This window comes from Kitasatospora sp. NPDC005748, from assembly GCF_040630735.1.
Classification (GTDB): domain Bacteria; phylum Actinomycetota; class Actinomycetes; order Streptomycetales; family Streptomycetaceae; genus Kitasatospora.
In genome coordinates this window covers 1-18,181 of the sequence record NZ_JBEXYD010000044.1, presented here as the reverse complement: position 1 = coordinate 18,181, position 18,181 = coordinate 1, and the positions used below count along the sequence as shown (strand labels likewise).

Below are 18,181 nucleotides of genomic sequence, written 5' to 3'. Positions count from 1 at the left end.
GCGCACCCGGCCCCCAACGGTACGGCACGGTGGTGGCCCCGGGCACACCAGCCGTACCGGGCGACTAGCTGATCTTGACCGGGTTGACCAGGTCGGCGACCAGGACGAGCAGGGTGAACCCGATGAAGACGCTGGCCACGACGTAGGCCAGCGGCATGAGCCGGGCGACGTCGAACGGACCGGGGTCGGGCCGCTTGAACAGGCTTGCGAATCGGCGGCGCACCGACTCCCACAGGGCGCCGGCGATGTGGCCGCCGTCCAGCGGGAGCAGCGGCAGCATGTTGAACAGGAAGAGCGACAGGTTGATGCCGGCCAGCAGGTTCACGAAGTACGCGATCCGCTGGGTGCCCGGGATGTCGAGCGAGAAGACCTCGCCGCTGACCCGGGCGGCGCCGACCATGCCGATCGGCGAGTCGACATCGCGCGGGGCGCCGTCCACCACCGAGTTCCACAGCCCCGGGACCTTGCCCGGCAGGGCCACCAGCGACTTCACACCGCTCTCGGCCATGTCGTACATCCGGTCGAGGGATTGCCCGACGCCGAGCCGGACGACACCGCTGGTCGGGGTGAAGCCGAGGAAGCCCGCCTGCACCGTCTCGCCCTTGACCGGCATGCCGTTGCCGTCGTACTTCTGGACGTCGTTGACGGCGATGGTCGGGGTGAGGGTGAGCTGCTGCCCCTCGCGCTCGACCACCACCGGCACGGTCTTCCCGGCCGAACGGCGGATGTCCGCCTGGAGCTGGTCGTAGTCGCCGATCCGGTCGCCGTCGAAGGAGACCACCTTGTCGCCCGGCCGCAGCCCGGCCTGGGCGGCGGGGGTCTTCGGCGCGTCGGCCGGGCAGCTGTCGGTCGGCTGGCCGGCCTTGACCACGCACTGCGCGACGGTGCCGATGGTCGGCACCGTCATCGAGACGCCGAAGCCCATCATCACGGTCAGGAAGAGCCCGAAGGCCAGGATCAGGTTCATGAACGGCCCGGCGAACATGACGATGACGCGCTTCCACGGCTTGCGGGTGTAGAAGAGCCGGCTGTCGTCACCGTCCTGGAGCTCCTCGTAGGAGGCCTCCCGGGCGTCCTCGATCATGGTCCGCCAGGGCGAACTGCTGCGCTTGGTGATCCGCCCGTCCGCGCCGGGTGGAAACATCCCGATCATCCGGATGTACCCGCCCAGCGGGATCGCCTTGACGCCGTACTCGGTCTCGCCCTTCTTCCGGGACCAGACCGTCGGACCGAACCCGACCATGTACTGCGGCACCCTGATGCCGAACAGCTTGGCCGTGGAGAGGTGGCCGAGCTCGTGCCAGGCGATCGAGATCAGCAACCCGATCGCGAAGACCAGGATGCCGACCACCGTCAAAACCGTTGCCACCGCAGGCCCTCCGTCATTGCGCTCCGCTCGTCGTCCGGTCGTCCGCCGGAGCCGTCAGCCCGACGCCAGCTCGCGGGCCCGGGCGCGGGCCCAGTCCTCCGCGTGCAGGACGTCCTCGACGGTCAGAGAAGTTCCCGCCGCGGCCCGCCCGCTGTCGTACTGTCCGTGCTCGGCCACGACCTTGGCAACAGTGTCCACGATTCCCGTGAAGGCGAGGCGGCCCTTCAGGAAGGCCTCCACGCACTCCTCGTTCGCCGCGTTGAACACCGCCGGCGCCGTCCCGCCGAGCGATCCCACCTCGCGGGCCAGCCGGACCGCCGGGAAGGCCTCGTCGTCGAGCGGGAAGAACTCCCAGGTGGCGGCCTTCGTCCAGTCGCAGGCGGGCGCCGCGTCCGGGATCCGGTCCGGCCAGCCCATCCCCAGTGCGATCGGCATCCGCATGTCCGGCGGGCTGGCCTGCGCCAGCGTGGAGCCGTCCGTGAACTCCACCATCGAGTGGACCACCGACTGCGGATGGACCACGACCTCGATCCGGTCGAAGGGCACGTCGTACAGCAGGTGCGCCTCGATCACCTCCAGGCCCTTGTTGACCAGGGTGGCCGAGTTGATCGTCACCACCGGCCCCATCGCCCAGGTCGGGTGCGCCAGCGCCTCCTGCGGCGTCACCCCCGCCAGCTGCTCGCGGGTCCGGCTGCGGAACGGGCCGCCGCTCGCCGTGACCACCAGCTTGCGCACCTCGGCGCGGGTGCCGCCGGCCAGCGCCTGGAACAGCGCGGCGTGCTCGGAGTCCACCGGCAGGATCTGCCCGGGCTTCGCCACCGCCTTCACCAGCGGACCGCCGACGATCAGCGACTCCTTGTTCGCCAGCACCAGCACCCGGCCCGCCCGCAGCGCCGCCAGCGTCGGGCGCAGGCCGATCGACCCGGTGATGCCGTTCAGCACCGAGTGGCACTCCATCGCGGCCAGCTCGGTGGCCGCGTCCGGGCCCGCCAGCACGGCGGGCAGCGGACGCCCCGCCGCCTTCGCGGCCAGCGCCTCGCGCAGCGCGGGCTCGGCCGCCGGGTCGGCGACCGCCACGGTGTGCACGCCCAGCTCCAGGGCCTGCTCGGCCAGCAGCTCCACCCGCCCGCCGGCCGCCGACAGGGCGACCACGCGGAACCGGTCCGGGTTGCGGCGCACCACGTCGATGGCCTGGGTGCCGATCGAACCGGTCGAGCCGAGGATCACCAGCTCCCGGGGAGCGGAGGGGTCCTTCACCACGGGGGTGAAGCGCAGCTGCGGGTGGGCGAGCGAAGTCATGCGCCCATTGTGTCCTGCCGGCCGGACTCCACAGGACGCCGGGACGCGTCCCCGCTACCGTCGGAGCCATGCGTACCGTCATCGCCGGAGGCCACGGACAGATCGCGCTCAAGCTCGAACGGCTGCTCGCCGAGCGCGGCGACCGCCCCGCCGGCCTCATCCGCCGCCCCGAACAGGCCGGGGACCTGGCCGCCGCCGGAGCCGAGCCGCTGCTGCTGGACCTGGAGAGCGCCACCGCCCCCGAACTCGCCCGGCTGCTGGCGGGCGCCGACGCCGTGGTCTTCGCCGCCGGCGCCGGCCCCGGCAGCGGCGCCGACCGCAAGAACACCGTCGACCGCGACGCGGCCGTCCTGCTCGCCGACGCCGCCGAACTCGCCGGGGTCCGGCGCTACCTGATCATCTCCTCGATGGGCGCCGACGCCCAGGCGCACTACCCGGCCGACCCGGTCTTCGAGACCTACCTGCGGGCCAAGGGCGCCGCCGACGACGCCGTGCGCGCCCGTACCGCGCTCGACTGGACGGTGCTGCGCCCCGGCCGGCTCACCGACGGCGCGGGCACCGGCCTGGTCCGGCTCGCCCCCTCGGTCGAACGCGGCGCGGTGGACCGCGCCGACGTGGCGGCGGTGCTGGCCGAGCTGCTGCACGAGGCGGGCACCGCCGGGCAGACGCTGGAGCTGGTCGCCGGCAACGCCTCCGTGGCGGAGGCCGTCGCGGCCGCGGCCGGCCGGGTCTGAACCTCCCCCGGACACGCCGAGGGGCCGGGTACCGCCGCAGCGCGGCGGTACCCGGCCCCTCGGGCCGTTCGGGCCCCTCGGCGTGCCGGGAGCCCTTCGGGATCGTTCGGGATCGTTCGGGATCAGAGGTCGAGGCCGGTGAGGACCAGGACCTTCTCCACGGTGTAGTCGTCCATCGCGTACTTGACGCCCTCGCGGCCGACGCCGGAGTCCTTGACCCCGCCGTACGGCATCTGGTCGGCGCGGTAGGACGGCGCGTCGCCGATGATCACACCGCCGACCTCCAGCTCCCGATGGGCGCGGAAGGCGGTCTGCAGGTCACGGGTGAAGACACCGACCTGCAGGCCGAAGGCGGAGTCGTTGACGGCGGCGAAGGCCTCGTCGGTGCCGTCCACCCGGTGCAGCGACAGCACCGGGCCGAACACCTCGGCCTTGGCCAGGATCGCGTCGGCGGGCAGCTCGGCGAGCACGGTCGGGGCGAAGGTCGCGCCCTCACGGGTACCGCCGGTGAGCACCTTGGCGCCCTTGGCCACGGCATCGTCCACCCAGGACTCCACCCGCTTCGCGGCGTTCTCGTCGACCAGCGGGCCGACGTCGGTGGCGTCGTCGTTGGGGTCGCCGGTGACCTGCGCCTCGACCTTGGCCACCACCTTCTCCACCAGCGCGTCGTACACCGACGCGTCGGCGATCACCCGCTGCACCGAGATGCAGGACTGGCCGCCCTGGTAGTTGGCGAACATCGCGATCCGGGTGGCGGCCCAGTCGAGGTCGGCCTCGGAGGACCAGTCGGCGAGCACCACGGCCGCGGCGTTGCCGCCGAGCTCCAGGGTGGTGTGCTTGCGCGGCACCGAGTCCATGATCTGGTAGCCGACCTTGTCCGAACCGGTGAAGGAGATCACCGGCAGACGCGGGTCCTGCACCAGCGCGGGCATCCGGTCGTTCGGCACCGGCAGGACGCTCCAGGAGCCGGCCGGCAGGTCGGTCTCGGCCAGGATCTCGCCCAGCACCATCGCGGAGAGCGGGGTGGCCGGAGCCGGCTTGAGGATGATCGGGGCGCCGACAGCGATCGCCGGGGCGACCTTGTGGGCGACCAGGTTCAGCGGGAAGTTGAACGGGGCGATGCCCAGCACCACGCCGCGCGGGAACCGGCGCACCACCGCGAAACGGCCCACGCCGCCCGGGTCGGTGTCCAGCCGCATGGTCTCGCCGTTGGTCCGGCGGGACTCCTCGGCGGCCCAGCGGAAGACGGAGACGGCACGGCCGACCTCGCCGCGCGCCCACTTGATCGGCTTGCCGTTCTCGGCGGTGATCAGCTGGGCGATCTCCTCGGTGCGCTCGGCCAGGCGCTTGGCCACGTGGTCCAGCGCGGCGGCACGGACGTGCGCGGGGGTCGCGGCGAACACCGGCAGCGCGGCCACGGCGGCGTCCAGCGCCTCCTCGACCTGGGCCTCGGTGGGGACGCTGACCTTGCCGACCAGGCGGCCGTCCCAGCTGTTGTGCACCTCGAAGTCGGCGTCGCCGCTCGCCCGGCGGCCGGCCAGCCAGAAATCGTACGTGGTGGTCACCGTGGTACCGGCCCTCTCCTCGTCGTCCTCACGGCCCCACGGACGTGGAACCAGAACCGAGGGTAGGGGCGGCGGCGCGCCGACCGGGTTGGCCACGGAGTAGCGTTCGCCCTCGCGCTCACTCCATCCCGTCCAGCGGACGGGCCGGGTTCCGGTGCTCCGCCGCCCGGGTGGGCGGAGCAGCCGCCCGGCGGGCGTCGCCCGCTACTCGGCTGCTCCGCCACTGCTGCGCTGCTCGGCTACTGCTCCGCTGCTCCGCTGCTCCTCGCCTACTCTTCGCCGGAGCGAAGGGCCAGCCAGAGTTCCATCCGGACGTCGGTGTCGTCCAGCGAGCGGCCCAGCAACTCCTCGACCCGCCGCATCCGGTAGCGCAGCGTGTGCCGGTGCACGCCCAGGTCGGCGGCGGCAGCGTCCCACTGGCCGTGTCTGGAGAGCCAGGCGCGCAGCGACGCCACCAGGTCGCCGCGGGCGGTCCGGTCGTGGTCCCGCAGCGGGCGCAGCAGCCCCTCCGCGAACGCCGTCACCGCGTCCTCGCCCAGCAGCGGCAGCAGCGAGCCGGCGCCCACCTCCTCGTGGTCCACCGCACGGCGGCCGCCGCGCAGCGCCACCGCGAGCGCCCGCTCGGCCTGCGCGTTCGCGGTGCCCGCCTCCTCCAGCGCGGCCGGCGCCGAGACCCCCAGCGACAGGCCCTCGTGCTCCTCCACCGCCCCCAGGCAGGCCCGGTGCACGGCACCGTTGTCCAGCGCCAGCACCATCAGCCGGGGCCCGTGCGTGCCGCCCTCCTCGCGCGCCACCAGCAGCTTCTCCCCCACCCGGGCGCCGGCCTGCTCGGCCCGGTCGCCCAGCTCGCCGAGCGCCTCCGTGGCGTCCACTCCCTGGCCGGCACCGGCCACCATGACCCGGACCGTCCCCTCCGGCAGACCGCCGAAGAGCCCGGCCGCCACCTGCCGGGCGGTCGCCACCTCGCCCGCCAGCACCATCCGCAGCAGCGCCGCGCCCATCCGCTCCTCCGCCTGGCGCAGCTCGCGCGAGCGCTCCAGGGTGAGGGTCAGCAGCGCCACCGCCGCGTTCAGCACGTACCGCTCGGTCGGGGTGATCCGGTCCTCGGTGCCGACCGCGAGGAAGCCCCGGGCCCGGCGGTCCGCCCCCAGCGACTGGACCACCACGTAGTCCTCGTCCGCGGTGTCTATCCCCGGCGAACGCCCCTGCAGCGCGGCGCTCGACGGCGCCGGGCGCCGGCGCAGCCGGTCCACCTCGGCCGCCAGCCGGCCGGCCCGGCGAGCCGCCCAGTCCGGGGCCACCACCGAGAGCGCGCCCGAGCCGTCGTACAGCGCCGCCCAGCCGCCCAGCCGCGCCGCCAGCCGGCGCACCACGGCCGTGGTGCCGTCCTTGCCGAGCGCCGCCCGGGTCAGCTCCTCCTGCGCCTCGAAGCTGGTGGTGACCGCCTCGTACTGCTCGGCGGCCAGGGCCGCCGAGACGACCTTGCTGATCGCGATGAACGGCGTCGGCTCCGGCACCCGCAGCAGCGGCAGCCCGCGCTGGGCGGCCGCGTCCACCAGGGGCTGCGGCACCTCGGTGTGCGACAGGCCGACACCGAGGCCCAGCCCCACCACGCCCGCGTCGGCCAGCCGGTGCACGTACGCCTGCAACCCGGCCGCGGTGCGGCCCAGCTTGATCCCGGTGGTGAGCAGCAGCTCACCGCCTTCGAGGAAGGGCGTCGGGTCGTCCAGCTCACTGGTGTGCACCCAGCGGACCGGCCGCTCCAGGTGGTCCGCACCGGCGAGGACCGTCAGATGGAGCGAGGTGTTGCGGACGACGGAGGCGAGTGTGGGAGGCATGGCACCTTCGGGGGACGACCTGACCGCGCCGTTGCGGCCGGGCGAGGAGAGGGCTGGGGAGTCTGGTGGGGGTCTCTCCCCTCATTATGGACGCTCCGGACAACCGGCACTGCCGAATCCACCTCGGAGGCGAGCTTCAGCCCCGTAGGTCCACCAGCAGCGGCGGCACCTGCTCGCCCGAGACCGCCGTCAGCGAGATCACCGCATGGCCCGCCGGCAACGCGTGCGCCAGGTCCGACGGCGACCAGCGCAGCCGCTCCACGTCCCGGGTGGTCACCGACTCGGTCTGCGCCGTCGTCCCCGACAGCGCCTTGCGCCCCAGCCGCCCGGCCCGGCGGACCAGCCCGCCCGAGGTGTCCGGCGCGTGCGTCACCGCCGTCTCCCGGACCAGGTGCGTGCCCCAGGCCTCGGAGAACATCCGGCCGTCCCACGGCGCGATCCCCGGGAACACCATCCGGCAGCCGACCGCCCCGAACAGCGGCGCCCGCAGCGCCTCGGGCAGATCGACCAGGGTCCGCAGCAACAGCACGGCGCCCGCGTTGGCCGCGCGCAGCCGCTGCAGCCCCCGGACGATGTGCGCGTCCAACGCCGTCGACGCGTCGTCCACCACCAGGCCGGCGAAGAGCGAACGGTCCTCCCGGGCCGCCGCGGCCTGCACGAACTGACCCACCAGCAGCCGCGACAGCATCCGCGCCGCCTCCGGGTGGCTGCGCTCGGGCAGCTTCACCCGCACCCGCAGCGGGTGGTCCAGCACCCGCATCGCGAACGGCGGCCGACCGGTACCGTCGGTCGCGAACGCCCCCTCGAAGGCCGGCCGGTCCAGCAGGGCCAGCCGGTCCGCCAGCAGCGCCCCCGGGTCGTCCGCCCGGCCGCGCTGGCGCTCCCGGTACTCCAGGTCCCGCTCGTACGCCGCCAGCCGGCCCGCCGCGCGCAGCGCCTTCACCAGCGCCTCCAAGGCCTCCGGCTCGCCACCGAGCAGCGCCCGCAGCTCACGCACCGCCGGGTAGCGGCCGAACCCGGCTCGGAACGGGCCGACCACCTGCTGCAGCGCCGTCCGGGCGGTCTCCGCCCGGGCCGTCAGCTCGTCCGGCAGCAGCGCCTCGGCCAGCCGGGCGGCCGCCTCGTCCGGATCCTGCACCGCCCCGTAGAGGTCCAGCCCGTACGCCGAGCCCCGGTCCCCCGGCGCGATCACCACGTCGTACCAGGCGTCCGGCCCCAGCTCCGCGTCGGCCGCGCCGATCACCACCGCGCACGCCGTACCGGCCAGCGCCTGGAGGCAGAGCGCCTCGGCGACCGGCCGGGCCAGCCGCGCGGTCTTCCCGGTGCCCGCCGGGCCGACCGCCAGCAACGAGGTGCCCAGCAGCGACGGATCCAGCGCGAAACCGGCCGCCCGGTGCGTCAACGGGTTCTTCGGCACGTCCTGCGCCGTGCCCAGCCGCACCTGGCCCAGCAGCAGATCGTGCTGCTCCTCCCGCCCGGCCAGCTCGCGCGCCTCGGAGGGGTGGGCGAACGCCGCCGCGCCCCGGGCGGCCACCTGCTCGACGAAGGCCGGCACGAACACCGGGTCGGCCTGGGCCGACTCCCAGGCCCGCTGGATCCGCACGTAGTCGACGTCCCCGACGGGCTCGCCGTCCAGCCGGCCCGCCGCCGCGGCCGCCCCGCCGAGCCGCAGCGCCGCCCACGGGTCACGCGCCCACTCGGCCTGCGCCGCCACACCCTCCTCGGCGGGCTCCTCCGTGGTCACCGTGCGCGCCATCAACGGCGCCACGTACCGCCGCCACACCTCCGGCCAGCGGCCCATCCGGCCGAACACCTTGATCACGACAGCGAGCACGAGCACGTTGACCGAAAGGCCCACGACGGTGACCGCCGTCCCCGACGGGTGCTCCACCCACACGGTCAGGACGATCAGACGAAGCACCAGCTGCGTGCCGTAGAGGAACGCCAGCCACCCCACCACCGCGTTCAGCCCCGCTCTCAGCAGCAGGGGCCAGGTCGGGACCTTGGCGTCGTCCGCCCGGTGGGGGTCGACCTGGTCGTAGCCCTGCCGGTAGACGCCGGGGGCGGCGTCGGGGCGGGGGGCGGCGACCCAGGCGGCGAGGTCGAAGGGCGGGGGTGCCGCGGGGCGGCCGGGACGTTGGTGCGGCATGGGTGTCGCAGGTGCGGCGGCGGTCCGCTCGCCGTGGCCCCGTGCCCCGTCCAGTCCCATGTACGGCCCCGCTCCCTCGCCCGCCCGGCCCGACCACCGTCGGTCCCGCCATACCCATGCCGCCGCACCGGCGACACGCCCGCGCTCAATGTAGTGGAGCGTGGGCTGCCGGTAGTCGCACTCCCTGCGCTGGCCGCCCCGGACAAGTCGGACGGCCCAGTGCTACCGAGTGGCGCATGCCCGGCCGGGGAGGGCCGCCGTAGCCTGCGAAGCACCGAGCCGAGAAGTCTGGAGAAACCCATGAGCGCCGCAACGCCGCTCCCGCAGGAGCGCCGCCTGGTCACCGCGATCCCCGGTCCGAAGTCGCAGGAGCTGCAGGCCCGCAAGCTGGGTGCGGTGGCGGCCGGCGTCGGCACCACCCTGCCGGTGTACGTGTCCCGTGCCAACGGCGGCGTGCTGGAGGACGTGGACGGCAACTCGCTGATCGACTTCGGCTCCGGCATCGCCGTGACCAACGTCGGCAACAGCGCCGAGGCCGTGGTGGCCAAGGCGACCGAGCAGCTGGCCGCCTTCACCCACACCTGCTTCATGGTGACCCCGTACGAGGGCTACGTGGCCGTGGCCGAGCAGCTGAACGAGCTGACCCCGGGCGACCACGACAAGCGCACCGCGCTGTTCAACTCGGGCGCCGAGGCGGTCGAGAACGCGGTGAAGATCGCCCGCGCCTACACCAAGCGCACCGCCGTCGTGGTGTTCGACCACGGGTACCACGGCCGCACCAACCTCACGATGGGCCTGACGGCGAAGAACATGCCGTACAAGCAGGGCTTCGGTCCGTTCGCGCCGGAGATCTACCGGGTGCCGGTGGCCTACCCGTACCGCTGGCTGACCGGCGCGGAGAACTGCGCCGCCGAGGCCGCCGCCCAGGCGATCGACATCATCAACAAGCAGATCGGCGCCGAGAACGTCGCCGCGATCATCATCGAGCCCATCCAGGGCGAGGGCGGCTTCATCGAGCCGGCCAAGGGCTTCATGCCGGCGATCGTGGAGTACGCCAAGGCCAACGGCATCGTCTTCGTGGCCGACGAGATCCAGACCGGCTTCTGCCGCACCGGCCAGTGGTTCGCCTGTGACGACGAGGGCATCGTCCCGGACCTGATCACCACCGCGAAGGGCATCGCCGGCGGTCTGCCGCTGGCCGCGGTGACCGGTCGCGCCGAGATCATGGACGCCGCGCACGCCGGCGGCCTGGGCGGCACCTACGGTGGCAACCCGGTGGCCTGCGCGGCCGCGCTGGGTGCCATCGAGACCATGAAGGAGCAGGACCTCAACGGCAAGGCGCAGCGGATCGGCGAGATCATGCTCGGCCGTCTGCGGGCCCTGCAGGAGAAGTTCGCCCACCACGACTCGGTGCGGATCGGCGAGGTCCGCGGCCGCGGCGCGATGATCGCCGTGGAGCTGGTGAAGCCGGGTGGCAAGGAGCCGAACGCGGAGGCCACCGCGGCCATCGCCAAGGCGTGCCACGCCGAGGGCCTGGTGGTCCTGACCGCCGGCACCTACGGCAACGTGCTGCGCTTCCTGCCGCCGCTGGTCATGCCGGAGCACCTGCTGAACGAGGGCCTGGACATCCTGGAGAACGCCTTCGCCACCGTCTGAGCGGCGGCGCCCCCACCGGGCCGCCCGTGACCGGGTGACACCGACCCGCCGGAGGGATTCCGGACAGCATCGAACGGCCCGTGCGGACACCTCGTCCGCACGGGCCGTTCGGTCGCTACGGGCGGTTTCGTCCGGGTGTGCGGGGCGGGCCGCCGCACCGCCCACCAGGGGTGAAGATGCTGTGCTGAATCGCTGAAGCTCCTCAGTGCGCCGTAGCCGTTGACGTAGTGTCATGACAGATGGACAGCGAGCCCCAGCCATTGGCGGACCCGTCCGCGGCGCCGCCCCCACCGGCGGATCCGCAGGTCGCCCGCGAGGACAACCAGGCCGACCCGCAAGGGCCGGCGCACACCGAAGGCCGATCGACCGACCGTCCGACCCATACCCCCCGGGGCGCGCGGAACGGCGATCATCAGAGCCGCCCCGGAGCTCTCCCCCCTGCTCCGGGGCGGCCACTTCGCGTTCCGGAGCGCCTGGCGGGCCCGGCCGGATCGGCGGCCCTGCCGATGGCGCTGGCCACCGTGCTGGTGCTGATCTCCTGGCAAGTGGCCGTCGACGGGCCGCTGCTCGGACTGGACCGCTGGGTCCGGCACGGCGTCCGGGAGACCCGGCACGACCTCCACAGCACGCTGCTCAACCATCTCGGCGAAGCCCTGTCGGACCTCGGAAGCTCCGTCCCGGCGATCCCGGTCCTGCTGGCCGCCGGGGCATCGGCGGCCTGGCGGTCCCGCCGGGCCGGGGCGGCGCGCCCGTGGCTGCCGGCGCTGATCGCGGTGCTGACAGCCGGGCTGATCCCACTGCTGGTCATCCCGGCGAAGGCCGCGCTCGCCCGGCCGGGGCCGTTCGGGATGCCCCTGGCGCCGGACCAGTGGGGCTGGTACCCGTCCGGCCACACGGCGACCGCGACCCTCTCCTACGGGGTGGCCGCGTTCCTGCTGGCCCGCACCGCCGGCGCCCGCGCCCGCCGCCGCCTGTACGCGGCCGCCGCCCTGCTCGCGGCCGGCGTCGGCCTCGGGCTGGTGTGGAGCGACTACCACTGGCTGCTGGACGTGGTGGCCGGCTGGTGCCTCGGCGGGCTGGTGCTCCGGGCGCTCGCCGGGCTGCCACCGGCCCGGAACGGCCGCGACTCCCGGCGCCACCCCTAGATGATCGATTCCGAGGGATCGCCTGCGCGTATGGGAGGGAGTGCACCGTCACTGTGTGAAGACAGAGTTGGACTCCCTCGCGGCCGCGCTCTATGTGATGACCGACGACCTGCTGAAGGATTCACCGCAGTTCAGGCATGCCCCGAGAAGGCAATTCCCGGCCACTCCAGGCGACCGGGACAGTGAGTTTTCGGCGACACACGGAGTTCGGGGTGCACCAGGCCAGCTGGGCAGGTCCCCTCGGCTCACGGTCGGCGGCCGTCCTCGCTCCCCATGCCGCAACTAATGAACAGTCAGACCGCGTTGGTGGGGGTCGGCCGGGCGACCTGGAGGCGGTAGTCCACGGAGGTGGAGAAGGTGCCTGACTCGCCCCGCAGGCTCAGCGCGTGGCTGCCGGGGGCGAGGGGGCCCAGCCGGACCCAGAGGCCGCAGGACCAGGTGTTGAGGAGGCCCGCCGTGGTGGTGAACGGGTTGCCCTTCCGCGGGTTCATCCGGATCGGGGTGGAACCGAGCTCCTCGGGGGTCAGGGAGCGTCCGTCCAGGGTGGCGCTTCCCTTGGCGGCGTTCATGAACTCCAGGCAGTCCGCGGACTCGCCGAACAGGTTCACCAGCGGGAAAACGACCGGCACCCCGACGGGGACGGTGCAGGTGCGGGTGGCCGTCCTGATCGAGGACCGTCAGCTAGCCCTCGGCGGGCTCGGCGGGCGCGTCGTTGCGCTGGACGAGGCCGGGCTCGCCGTTGTCGCGCTGCCAGCTGACGACCAGCTCGTCGCGGGCGCCGAAGCGGACCAGGTGACGGCCGACCACGTCCTCCAGGCCCGGCAGGTTCTCGGTCTCGCCCTCGACGGTGAGCAGCAGGGCGTCGGGGGCGGCCTCCAGCGTGGCGGTGCCGCGACCGAAGGTCAGGGTGCCGCGACCGGTCTCCTCCGACCAGTCGGCTTCGATCTTGCGCCCCATGTGGGCGGCGAGCTGCTTGGCGTAGCGGGCGGACCGGTCGGTGGCGACGCGGGCTTCGGAACGGGGCACGGGCCCTCCAGAATCACGGGAGGGAACTTAGGTTGCCCTCACTCGGAACCAAGCTAACCCAGATAGTGAGCCAGACTCAACAACTTTACGGAGCCCTCGGCGGCGGCGCGTCCTGCCCTGCTCCCGCCCCCGGACCGGCCGATACCCTTGGTCGACACCTGCCGAGGAGAGCCCCCATGACCACCACGCCGACCGACGACGCGGGGAGCTCCTCCACCGGCCCCGGCACCGCCCGGGACGGCGCCGCGGCCCCGGACCTCACCGTCGCGCCGGACGGCACCGCAGTGCAGGACACCGCGGCCCAGGACACCGCGGCCCAGGACACGACCGCCGAGCTCGCCGACGCGATGACCAGAGCGATCAAGCGGATCCGCCGCCTCACCAGCGAGCGCCTGGAGCCCTTCGGCATCACCCCCGGTCAGGGCCGCGCCCTGCGCACCCTCGCGCACGCCCCGGGCTGCGAGCTGCCGGACCGCGCCATGCGCCTGGGCGACCTGGCGGAGCGGCTGCACATCGCCCCCCGCTCGGCCACCACCGTGGTGGACGCGCTGGAGGAGGCGGGGCTGGTCGAGCGCACCCCGGACCCGGCCGACCGGCGCGCCGTCCGGATCGTGCTGACGACGGCCGGCCGGTCGGCGGTGGAGCGGATCGGGCAGGTCCGGCACGAGGTGGCGCAGGAGTACTTCGGCCCGATCAACCCGGCCGACCAGGACGCCCTGCTGCGAGCGCTGCGCTCCGCCGAGAGCGCGTACGCGGCCACCATGCCGCCGCGCCGGACAGCGCCCCCGGGCGCAGCGCGGTGATCCCGATCCCGGCGATCACCAGCAGCGCCGCGCAGCCGGCCACCGGGCCGATCCGCTCACCGAGCAGCAGCCAGGCGGAGGACATCCCGAACACCGGGACCAGCAGCGAGTAGGGCGCGACCGTGGTGGCGTCGTAGCTGCGCAGCAGGAAGCTCCAGGCGACGAAGCCGAACAGGGTGGAGACCAGTCCGACGTACCCGATCGCGCCCAGTCCGGCCGGGGTGAGGTCGCGCAGTGCCCGCAGGTCGGCGGCCGGGCCCTCGACCAGCAGCGAGAGCCCGAGCAGCGGCAGCGGCGGGACGGCGCTGACCCAGACCATCCAGCGCAGCGCGTCGCGCGGGGCGGCCTTGCGGGTCAGCACGTTGGACAGCCCCCAGGCGACGGCGGCGAGGACGACCAGGACGAAGGCCCCGACCGGGCCGCCGACGCCGTGGTCGACGGCGCTCAGTCCGATGCCGGCGAGCGCGATCCCGAGGCCGGCCAGGCGCTGCGGGCCGGGCCGCTCGCCCAGCAGGACGGCGGCGAACAGTGCGGTGAAGGCCGCCTGGCCCTGCAGGACCAGCGAGGAGAGCCCGGCCGGCATCCCGGCGTGCATGCCGAGGAAGAGCAGTCCGAACTTGACCACCCCGAGCACCAGGCCGACCCCGAGGACCCACCGCCACGCCACGCGGGGCGGGCCGACGAAGAAGACCGCCGGGACGGCGACCACCGCGAAGCGCAGGGCGCAGAAGAGCAGCGGCGGGAAGTTCTCCAGGCCGACGTGGATCAGGACGAAGTTGAGGCCCCAGACGGCGGCGACCAGGACGGCCAGCGCGATGTGACGCGGTCTCATGCTGCCGCCGGGGGCGGCCGGTGTTGCGGTCATGGGTCGAGGATGGCCGCCACCGACCGTGTAGCACCAGCGATGAATTCTGAAGGGCGGCCTTTAGCATTGCTGCATGATGGATCTGGGACGCCTGCGGGCGCTGCACGCGGTGGCCGTGCACGGTTCGGTGGGCGGGGCGGCGGCCTCGCTCGGCTTCACGCCGTCGGCGGTCTCGCAGCAGATCGCCAAACTGGAGCGCGAGACCCGGACGGTGCTGCTGGAGCGTCAGGGCCGGGGCGTGGTGCTGACCGACGCCGCCCGCGAGCTGGCCGTCACCGCGCAGGCGGTGCTGGGCCTGGTGGAACAGGCCCAGGTGCGGCTGGAGGAGCAGCGCGGCCGGGCGGTCGGGCGGCTCCTGGTGGCCGCCTTCGCCACCGGCGCTCGGGGACTGATGCCGGGCGCGCTCGCCGACCTGCGCGAGCGCTGCCCCGACCTGGACGTCCGGCTGCTGGAGAGCGACCCGTACCCGGCGGCCGAGCTGGTGGCCCGGGGCGAGGTGGACCTGGCGCTGGTCCAGGACTGGCCGACCGTGCCGCTGCCGGTGCAGGAGGGCCTGGTCCGGCTGGACTTCGGCCCGGATCCGGTGGACCTGCTGCTGCCCGCCGCGCACCCGCTGGCCGGGGAGGCCGTGGTCCCGGTGGAGCGGCTCCGCGGGCAGTGCTGGATCAGCGTGCCGCCGGGCAACATCTGCCACGACTGGCTGGTCCGCACGCTGCGCGAGGTCGGCGAGGAGCCCGACGTGCGCTACCAGGTCGGCGAGTTCGAGACCCAGATCGCGCTGATCGCGGCGGGTCTGGGGATGGGGCTGGTGCCGCGGCTCGGCCGGGGCGCCCTGCCGCCGGGGGTGGTCGCCCGGCCGGTCGTGCCGGAGCCGGCCCGGCGGGTGTTCGCGCTCTGGCGCGCCCAGGCCTCCCGGCGGCCGGCGATCACCGAGGCGCTGGCCGCGATGCGGGACCGGTGGGCCGCCCTGGCGGCGTGAGCGCGGGCCCGGCCCGGGTGAGGGTCCGCCGGGCCGGGTGTGCGGCCGCCCGGGCTGCCCGGCTCCGGCTGTTCAGCCGGCGAACCCGATCACCAGCCACATGAAGCCCACCCCGAGGATGGTGCAGAGCAGGGTGGCGCGCGAGGGGTGCGGGCTGTGCGCCTCGGGGAGGATGTCGGAGGTCGCCAGGTAGAGCAGGAAGCCCGCGAAGAACCCGAGGTAGAGGCCGAGCAGTTGCTCGGGGATGGTGAACAGCAGGGTGATCGCGGCGCCGGTCACCGGTGCCAGCGCGTCGGCCGCGAGCAGGGTCAGCGCCCGCCGGCGGTCGTTCCCGTACAGCCGGGTGATCGTGTAGGTGTTGAAGCCGTCGGCGAAGTCGTGGGCCACCACGGCGACGGCGACCACCGTCCCGACGGTGGTCCCGGCCTGGAAGGCCGCGCCGATCGCGAAGCCGTCCATCACGCTGTGGCCGACCAGGGCGAGCGCCGCGGTCAGCCCGATCCCCGGCGCGGACGTTCCCTCGGCGACCGCCGGTTGGGCGTGCGCATGGGTGTGGACGTGCTGGTGGCCGTGGGTGTGCGCGGCGTACTCGCCCTCGTGGCCGCGGTGGATGGCGACCGCCCGCTCGACGACGTGGATCGCCAGGAACCCGGCCGCGAACATCAGCAGCGCCTGCGGGACGCCGTGGATCTCCCCGGGCGCCTGGTGCAGCGCCTCCGGCAGCAGGTCGAAGGCCACCACCCCGAGCATCAGCCCGGCGGCGAACCCGAGCACCAGATGGCGCCGGTCACCGGTGCGCTGGGCGACGTAGCCACCGATGAGCGTCATCAGGAAAGCGCCGGCGGCGACCAGGATCGCGGTCATCCCACCTCCCCCGTACCGGAGACCGTACGCATCCCCTCGCCTCCCCCGTGTCCTGAGCGTCCCGAGCAACCCCCGGGCGTCCCGGGCGTCCCGTGCCCCGGTGGCTCGCCGGGGCCGACCGCCGAACGGTGCCGAACGCCCCGGGCCGGGAACGCCCCGGTGCCGGTGCCCCCCAGCCTCGCCCGGTGCCCGGGGCGCCGCCCGCCGGACGGTCCGTGAGGGTGAGCCGCGAGAGCACCCGGGCACCCGTCGGACTCGCGGCCCGGCCGGGCCCGTTCAGTGACCGGAGGCGAGCGGCAGCCCGAGGTGGGCGCGGGCGAGCTCCCGCACGCCGTCGCCGTCGACCAGATGGATGTGCTGGTGCCCGTCCTCGCCGGTGAGGTCGAGCGCCTCGTCGGTGAACCGGCCGGTGGTCAGCCGCAGACCGCGCTCGGCGGACTCCTCGCGGACGGCCTCCGCCAAGGTCCTGATCTCCTCCTCGCCCACCGCCCCGGACCCGCGGGAGGCCCAGACCACCCAGCGCCCGGGCAGCGCGCTGCCCGCCGCCCCCTCCCCGGTGGCGACCAGGCCCGCCGGGCCGCGCAGTCGTACGCTCCACTGCTCCAGCCCGCCGCGGGTGAGCAGTTCGCGGACCAGGTGGGCGAACTCGTTCGCCGAGAGGTCCGGCGCGGACGGCACGGTGGCGCCCGCCAGGGCGGCCGGTTCGACGCCCGCCCTGGCGTAGGGGTCCGGGGTCACGGCGGCGCCGAGCTGGCGCAGCCGGACCAGTGCCTCGTCCTGTTCGGCGTCCGCGTAGACGCCCTCGCCGTCGTGGTCCTCGTAGGGGGCGGCCGCCGGCAGCAGCCTGGTCCGGGCGAGGGCGTCGCGGTCGGCGTCCACACTCACCAGGCAGAGCGGCTCCGCTCCGGCGGACTCGCGCAGCCAGCCGTTCAGCACCACCCCGGCCAGTATCTCGTCGGTGTCGACGGCATCGGCGGCCTGCAGCGCGCGCAGGGCCAGCCGGGCGACCAGCCGCAGGTAGTCGGTGGCCCGGTCGGCCGGCGGGCGCGGCACCGGGAGTATCTCGCCGTCCGGGGCGAGCCGGTACCCGGTCAGCGACGGCACGAGGTCGAGGGACGGCAGGTCGAGGTCGAGCACGGCGGTGCGGGTGAGCGGGCGGAAGACCGCCCGGCAGGGCGCGGGTACGTCCTGGGTGGCCGTCTCGGCGGCCGCCAGCGCCCGCTCCAGCAGGGACTCGACCGCGGCCGGCTCGGCCAGCCGGTACGCCCGCCGGCACTCCTCCAGGGTCTCGTTGTACTCGCGGACCGCGCGGGCCCTGGCCTGCTCGGCCTGCTCGTGGACCCGCCGCGACTCATCCTCGGCCGGGCGGTCGGCCCCGGCCCGCCGGGTGCGCCACTCCCGGAGGGCACGCTGGTGGGTGAGCCGGGCCTGGGCCAGCTCGCGCTGGAAGCCGGAGTCCAGCAGTCGCCGGGTCGGCGGCTCGTCGGGGTCGGCCCCGGCCGGCCGCTCGGGCGCGTAGTCCGCCCAGCGCGGTTCGGCGTCGGCCTCGCCGCCGCCCGGGCCGGTGGCCGGGTAGGGCCTCGGCTCGTAGTGGCGGAGCTGGCTCTCGAAGTCCATTGCCGAGACGGGCAGCGCGGCCCGCCGCAGGAGGTCCGCGAGCCGCTCGTGCTCGGCCCGGACGGTGACGGACCGGTGGTGGGTCAGCGCGGCGGCCCGGGTGTGCACGGCGACCGCCTCGTCCGCGCCCTCCGGGCCGGTCAGGCCGCCATGACCGTCGGCCGCCCGGTCGGCCGGGCCCCGGCGCCCCGGCGGGCCCCCCGGGCCCGGCGGCCCAGCCGGCCCCGCGGGGCCGGCCGCTCCGGGCGGTGCGGGCCGCCCCGCGCGGGAGG

General features: G+C 74.6%; 15 protein-coding genes. 5 read left to right on the top strand and 10 right to left on the bottom strand.

The genetic code is table 11. The features are described 5' to 3' along the window. Positions 1-64: 64 nt before the first annotated feature. Both ABZ495_RS26450 and dxr read right to left on the bottom strand, forming a co-directional pair. Positions 65-1,369: a M50 family metallopeptidase gene (locus ABZ495_RS26450; protein ID WP_359838431.1), complete on the bottom strand. Its 1,305-nt coding sequence runs from the start codon at positions 1,367-1,369 to the stop codon at positions 65-67. Between the two features lie 54 nt (positions 1,370-1,423). Beyond that, positions 1,424-2,668 (bottom strand): 1-deoxy-D-xylulose-5-phosphate reductoisomerase, encoded by a 1,245-nt coding sequence (gene dxr, locus ABZ495_RS26445; RefSeq protein ID WP_359838429.1) that lies wholly within the window; start codon positions 2,666-2,668, stop codon positions 1,424-1,426. 68 nt (positions 2,669-2,736) lie between these two features. On the opposite strand from dxr, the gene ABZ495_RS26440 reads away from it, so the two are divergent. Beyond that, on the top strand, positions 2,737-3,402 hold the full coding sequence (locus ABZ495_RS26440) for an NAD(P)H-binding protein (RefSeq protein WP_329487722.1): 666 nt from the start codon (positions 2,737-2,739) through the stop codon (positions 3,400-3,402). A 122-nt stretch (positions 3,403-3,524) separates the two neighbouring features. Here the strand turns inward: ABZ495_RS26440 and ABZ495_RS26435 are convergent, their stop codons facing one another. The 3 genes from ABZ495_RS26435 to ABZ495_RS26425 form a co-directional block, all read right to left on the bottom strand. Next, positions 3,525-4,967, bottom strand: a complete 1,443-nt coding sequence (locus tag ABZ495_RS26435; RefSeq protein ID WP_352288023.1) for an aldehyde dehydrogenase family protein — start codon at positions 4,965-4,967, stop codon at positions 3,525-3,527. Positions 4,968-5,236: 269 nt separating this feature from the next. After that, a complete protein-coding gene (locus ABZ495_RS26430; RefSeq protein WP_329487724.1) occupies positions 5,237-6,805 on the bottom strand; it encodes a PucR family transcriptional regulator in 1,569 nt (522 codons plus the stop codon). 136 nt (positions 6,806-6,941) lie between these two features. After that, positions 6,942-8,954: an ATP-binding protein gene (locus tag ABZ495_RS26425; RefSeq protein WP_359838427.1), complete on the bottom strand. Its 2,013-nt coding sequence runs from the start codon at positions 8,952-8,954 to the stop codon at positions 6,942-6,944. A 300-nt stretch (positions 8,955-9,254) separates the two neighbouring features. Here ABZ495_RS26425 and gabT point away from each other — a divergent pair, with 300 nt between their 5' ends. Together gabT and ABZ495_RS26415 are read left to right on the top strand one after the other, a co-directional pair. Then, a complete protein-coding gene (gabT, locus tag ABZ495_RS26420) occupies positions 9,255-10,610 on the top strand; it encodes a 4-aminobutyrate--2-oxoglutarate transaminase (RefSeq protein WP_359838425.1) in 1,356 nt (451 codons plus the stop codon). Between the two features lie 506 nt (positions 10,611-11,116). Continuing rightward, positions 11,117-11,755 (top strand): phosphatase PAP2 family protein, encoded by a 639-nt coding sequence (locus ABZ495_RS26415; protein WP_359838424.1) that lies wholly within the window; start codon positions 11,117-11,119, stop codon positions 11,753-11,755. Between the two features lie 293 nt (positions 11,756-12,048). Here the strand turns inward: ABZ495_RS26415 and ABZ495_RS26410 are convergent, their stop codons facing one another. Then, positions 12,049-12,384, bottom strand: a complete 336-nt coding sequence (locus tag ABZ495_RS26410; protein WP_359838422.1) for a hypothetical protein — start codon at positions 12,382-12,384, stop codon at positions 12,049-12,051. A 52-nt stretch (positions 12,385-12,436) separates the two neighbouring features. Further along, the gene (locus ABZ495_RS26405) at positions 12,437-12,781 is read right to left on the bottom strand and encodes a DUF2218 domain-containing protein (RefSeq protein WP_359838420.1); all 345 of its coding nucleotides are present in this window, start codon (positions 12,779-12,781) and stop codon (positions 12,437-12,439) included. 176 nt (positions 12,782-12,957) lie between these two features. Here ABZ495_RS26405 and ABZ495_RS26400 point away from each other — a divergent pair, with 176 nt between their 5' ends. Further along, positions 12,958-13,584: a MarR family transcriptional regulator gene (locus ABZ495_RS26400; protein ID WP_359838418.1), complete on the top strand. Its 627-nt coding sequence runs from the start codon at positions 12,958-12,960 to the stop codon at positions 13,582-13,584. Here the strand turns inward: ABZ495_RS26400 and ABZ495_RS26395 are convergent. After that, on the bottom strand, positions 13,475-14,416 hold the full coding sequence (locus ABZ495_RS26395) for an EamA family transporter (RefSeq protein WP_359838449.1): 942 nt from the start codon (positions 14,414-14,416) through the stop codon (positions 13,475-13,477). The genes ABZ495_RS26400 and ABZ495_RS26395 overlap by 110 nt on opposite strands. A gap of 106 nt (positions 14,417-14,522) precedes the next feature. Here ABZ495_RS26395 and ABZ495_RS26390 point away from each other — a divergent pair, with 106 nt between their 5' ends. Then, positions 14,523-15,428, top strand: coding sequence for a LysR family transcriptional regulator (locus ABZ495_RS26390; protein ID WP_352288039.1), 906 nt, complete (start codon positions 14,523-14,525; stop codon positions 15,426-15,428). A gap of 72 nt (positions 15,429-15,500) precedes the next feature. Here the strand turns inward: ABZ495_RS26390 and ABZ495_RS26385 are convergent, their stop codons facing one another. Next, positions 15,501-16,292, bottom strand: coding sequence for a ZIP family metal transporter (locus ABZ495_RS26385; RefSeq protein WP_352288042.1), 792 nt, complete (start codon positions 16,290-16,292; stop codon positions 15,501-15,503). A 276-nt stretch (positions 16,293-16,568) separates the two neighbouring features. Next, a partial coding sequence (locus ABZ495_RS26380; protein ID WP_359838416.1) for a restriction endonuclease occupies positions 16,569-18,181 on the bottom strand: 1,613 nt, incomplete at its 5' end.

Coding starts and splice junctions, on each gene's coding strand:
- dxr (WP_359838429.1), bottom strand. CDS start 2,668: ATGACTTCGCTCGCCCACCCGCAGCTGCGCTTCACCCCCGTGGTGAAG.
- ABZ495_RS26440 (WP_329487722.1), top strand. CDS start 2,737: ATGCGTACCGTCATCGCCGGAGGCCACGGACAGATCGCGCTCAAGCTC.
- ABZ495_RS26430 (WP_329487724.1), bottom strand. CDS start 6,805: ATGCCTCCCACACTCGCCTCCGTCGTCCGCAACACCTCGCTCCATCTG.
- ABZ495_RS26425 (WP_359838427.1), bottom strand. CDS start 8,954: ATGCCGCACCAACGTCCCGGCCGCCCCGCGGCACCCCCGCCCTTCGAC.
- gabT (WP_359838425.1), top strand. CDS start 9,255: ATGAGCGCCGCAACGCCGCTCCCGCAGGAGCGCCGCCTGGTCACCGCG.
- ABZ495_RS26415 (WP_359838424.1), top strand. CDS start 11,117: ATGGCGCTGGCCACCGTGCTGGTGCTGATCTCCTGGCAAGTGGCCGTC.
- ABZ495_RS26400 (WP_359838418.1), top strand. CDS start 12,958: ATGACCACCACGCCGACCGACGACGCGGGGAGCTCCTCCACCGGCCCC.
- ABZ495_RS26395 (WP_359838449.1), bottom strand. CDS start 14,416: ATGAGACCGCGTCACATCGCGCTGGCCGTCCTGGTCGCCGCCGTCTGG.
- ABZ495_RS26390 (WP_352288039.1), top strand. CDS start 14,523: ATGATGGATCTGGGACGCCTGCGGGCGCTGCACGCGGTGGCCGTGCAC.
- ABZ495_RS26385 (WP_352288042.1), bottom strand. CDS start 16,292: ATGACCGCGATCCTGGTCGCCGCCGGCGCTTTCCTGATGACGCTCATC.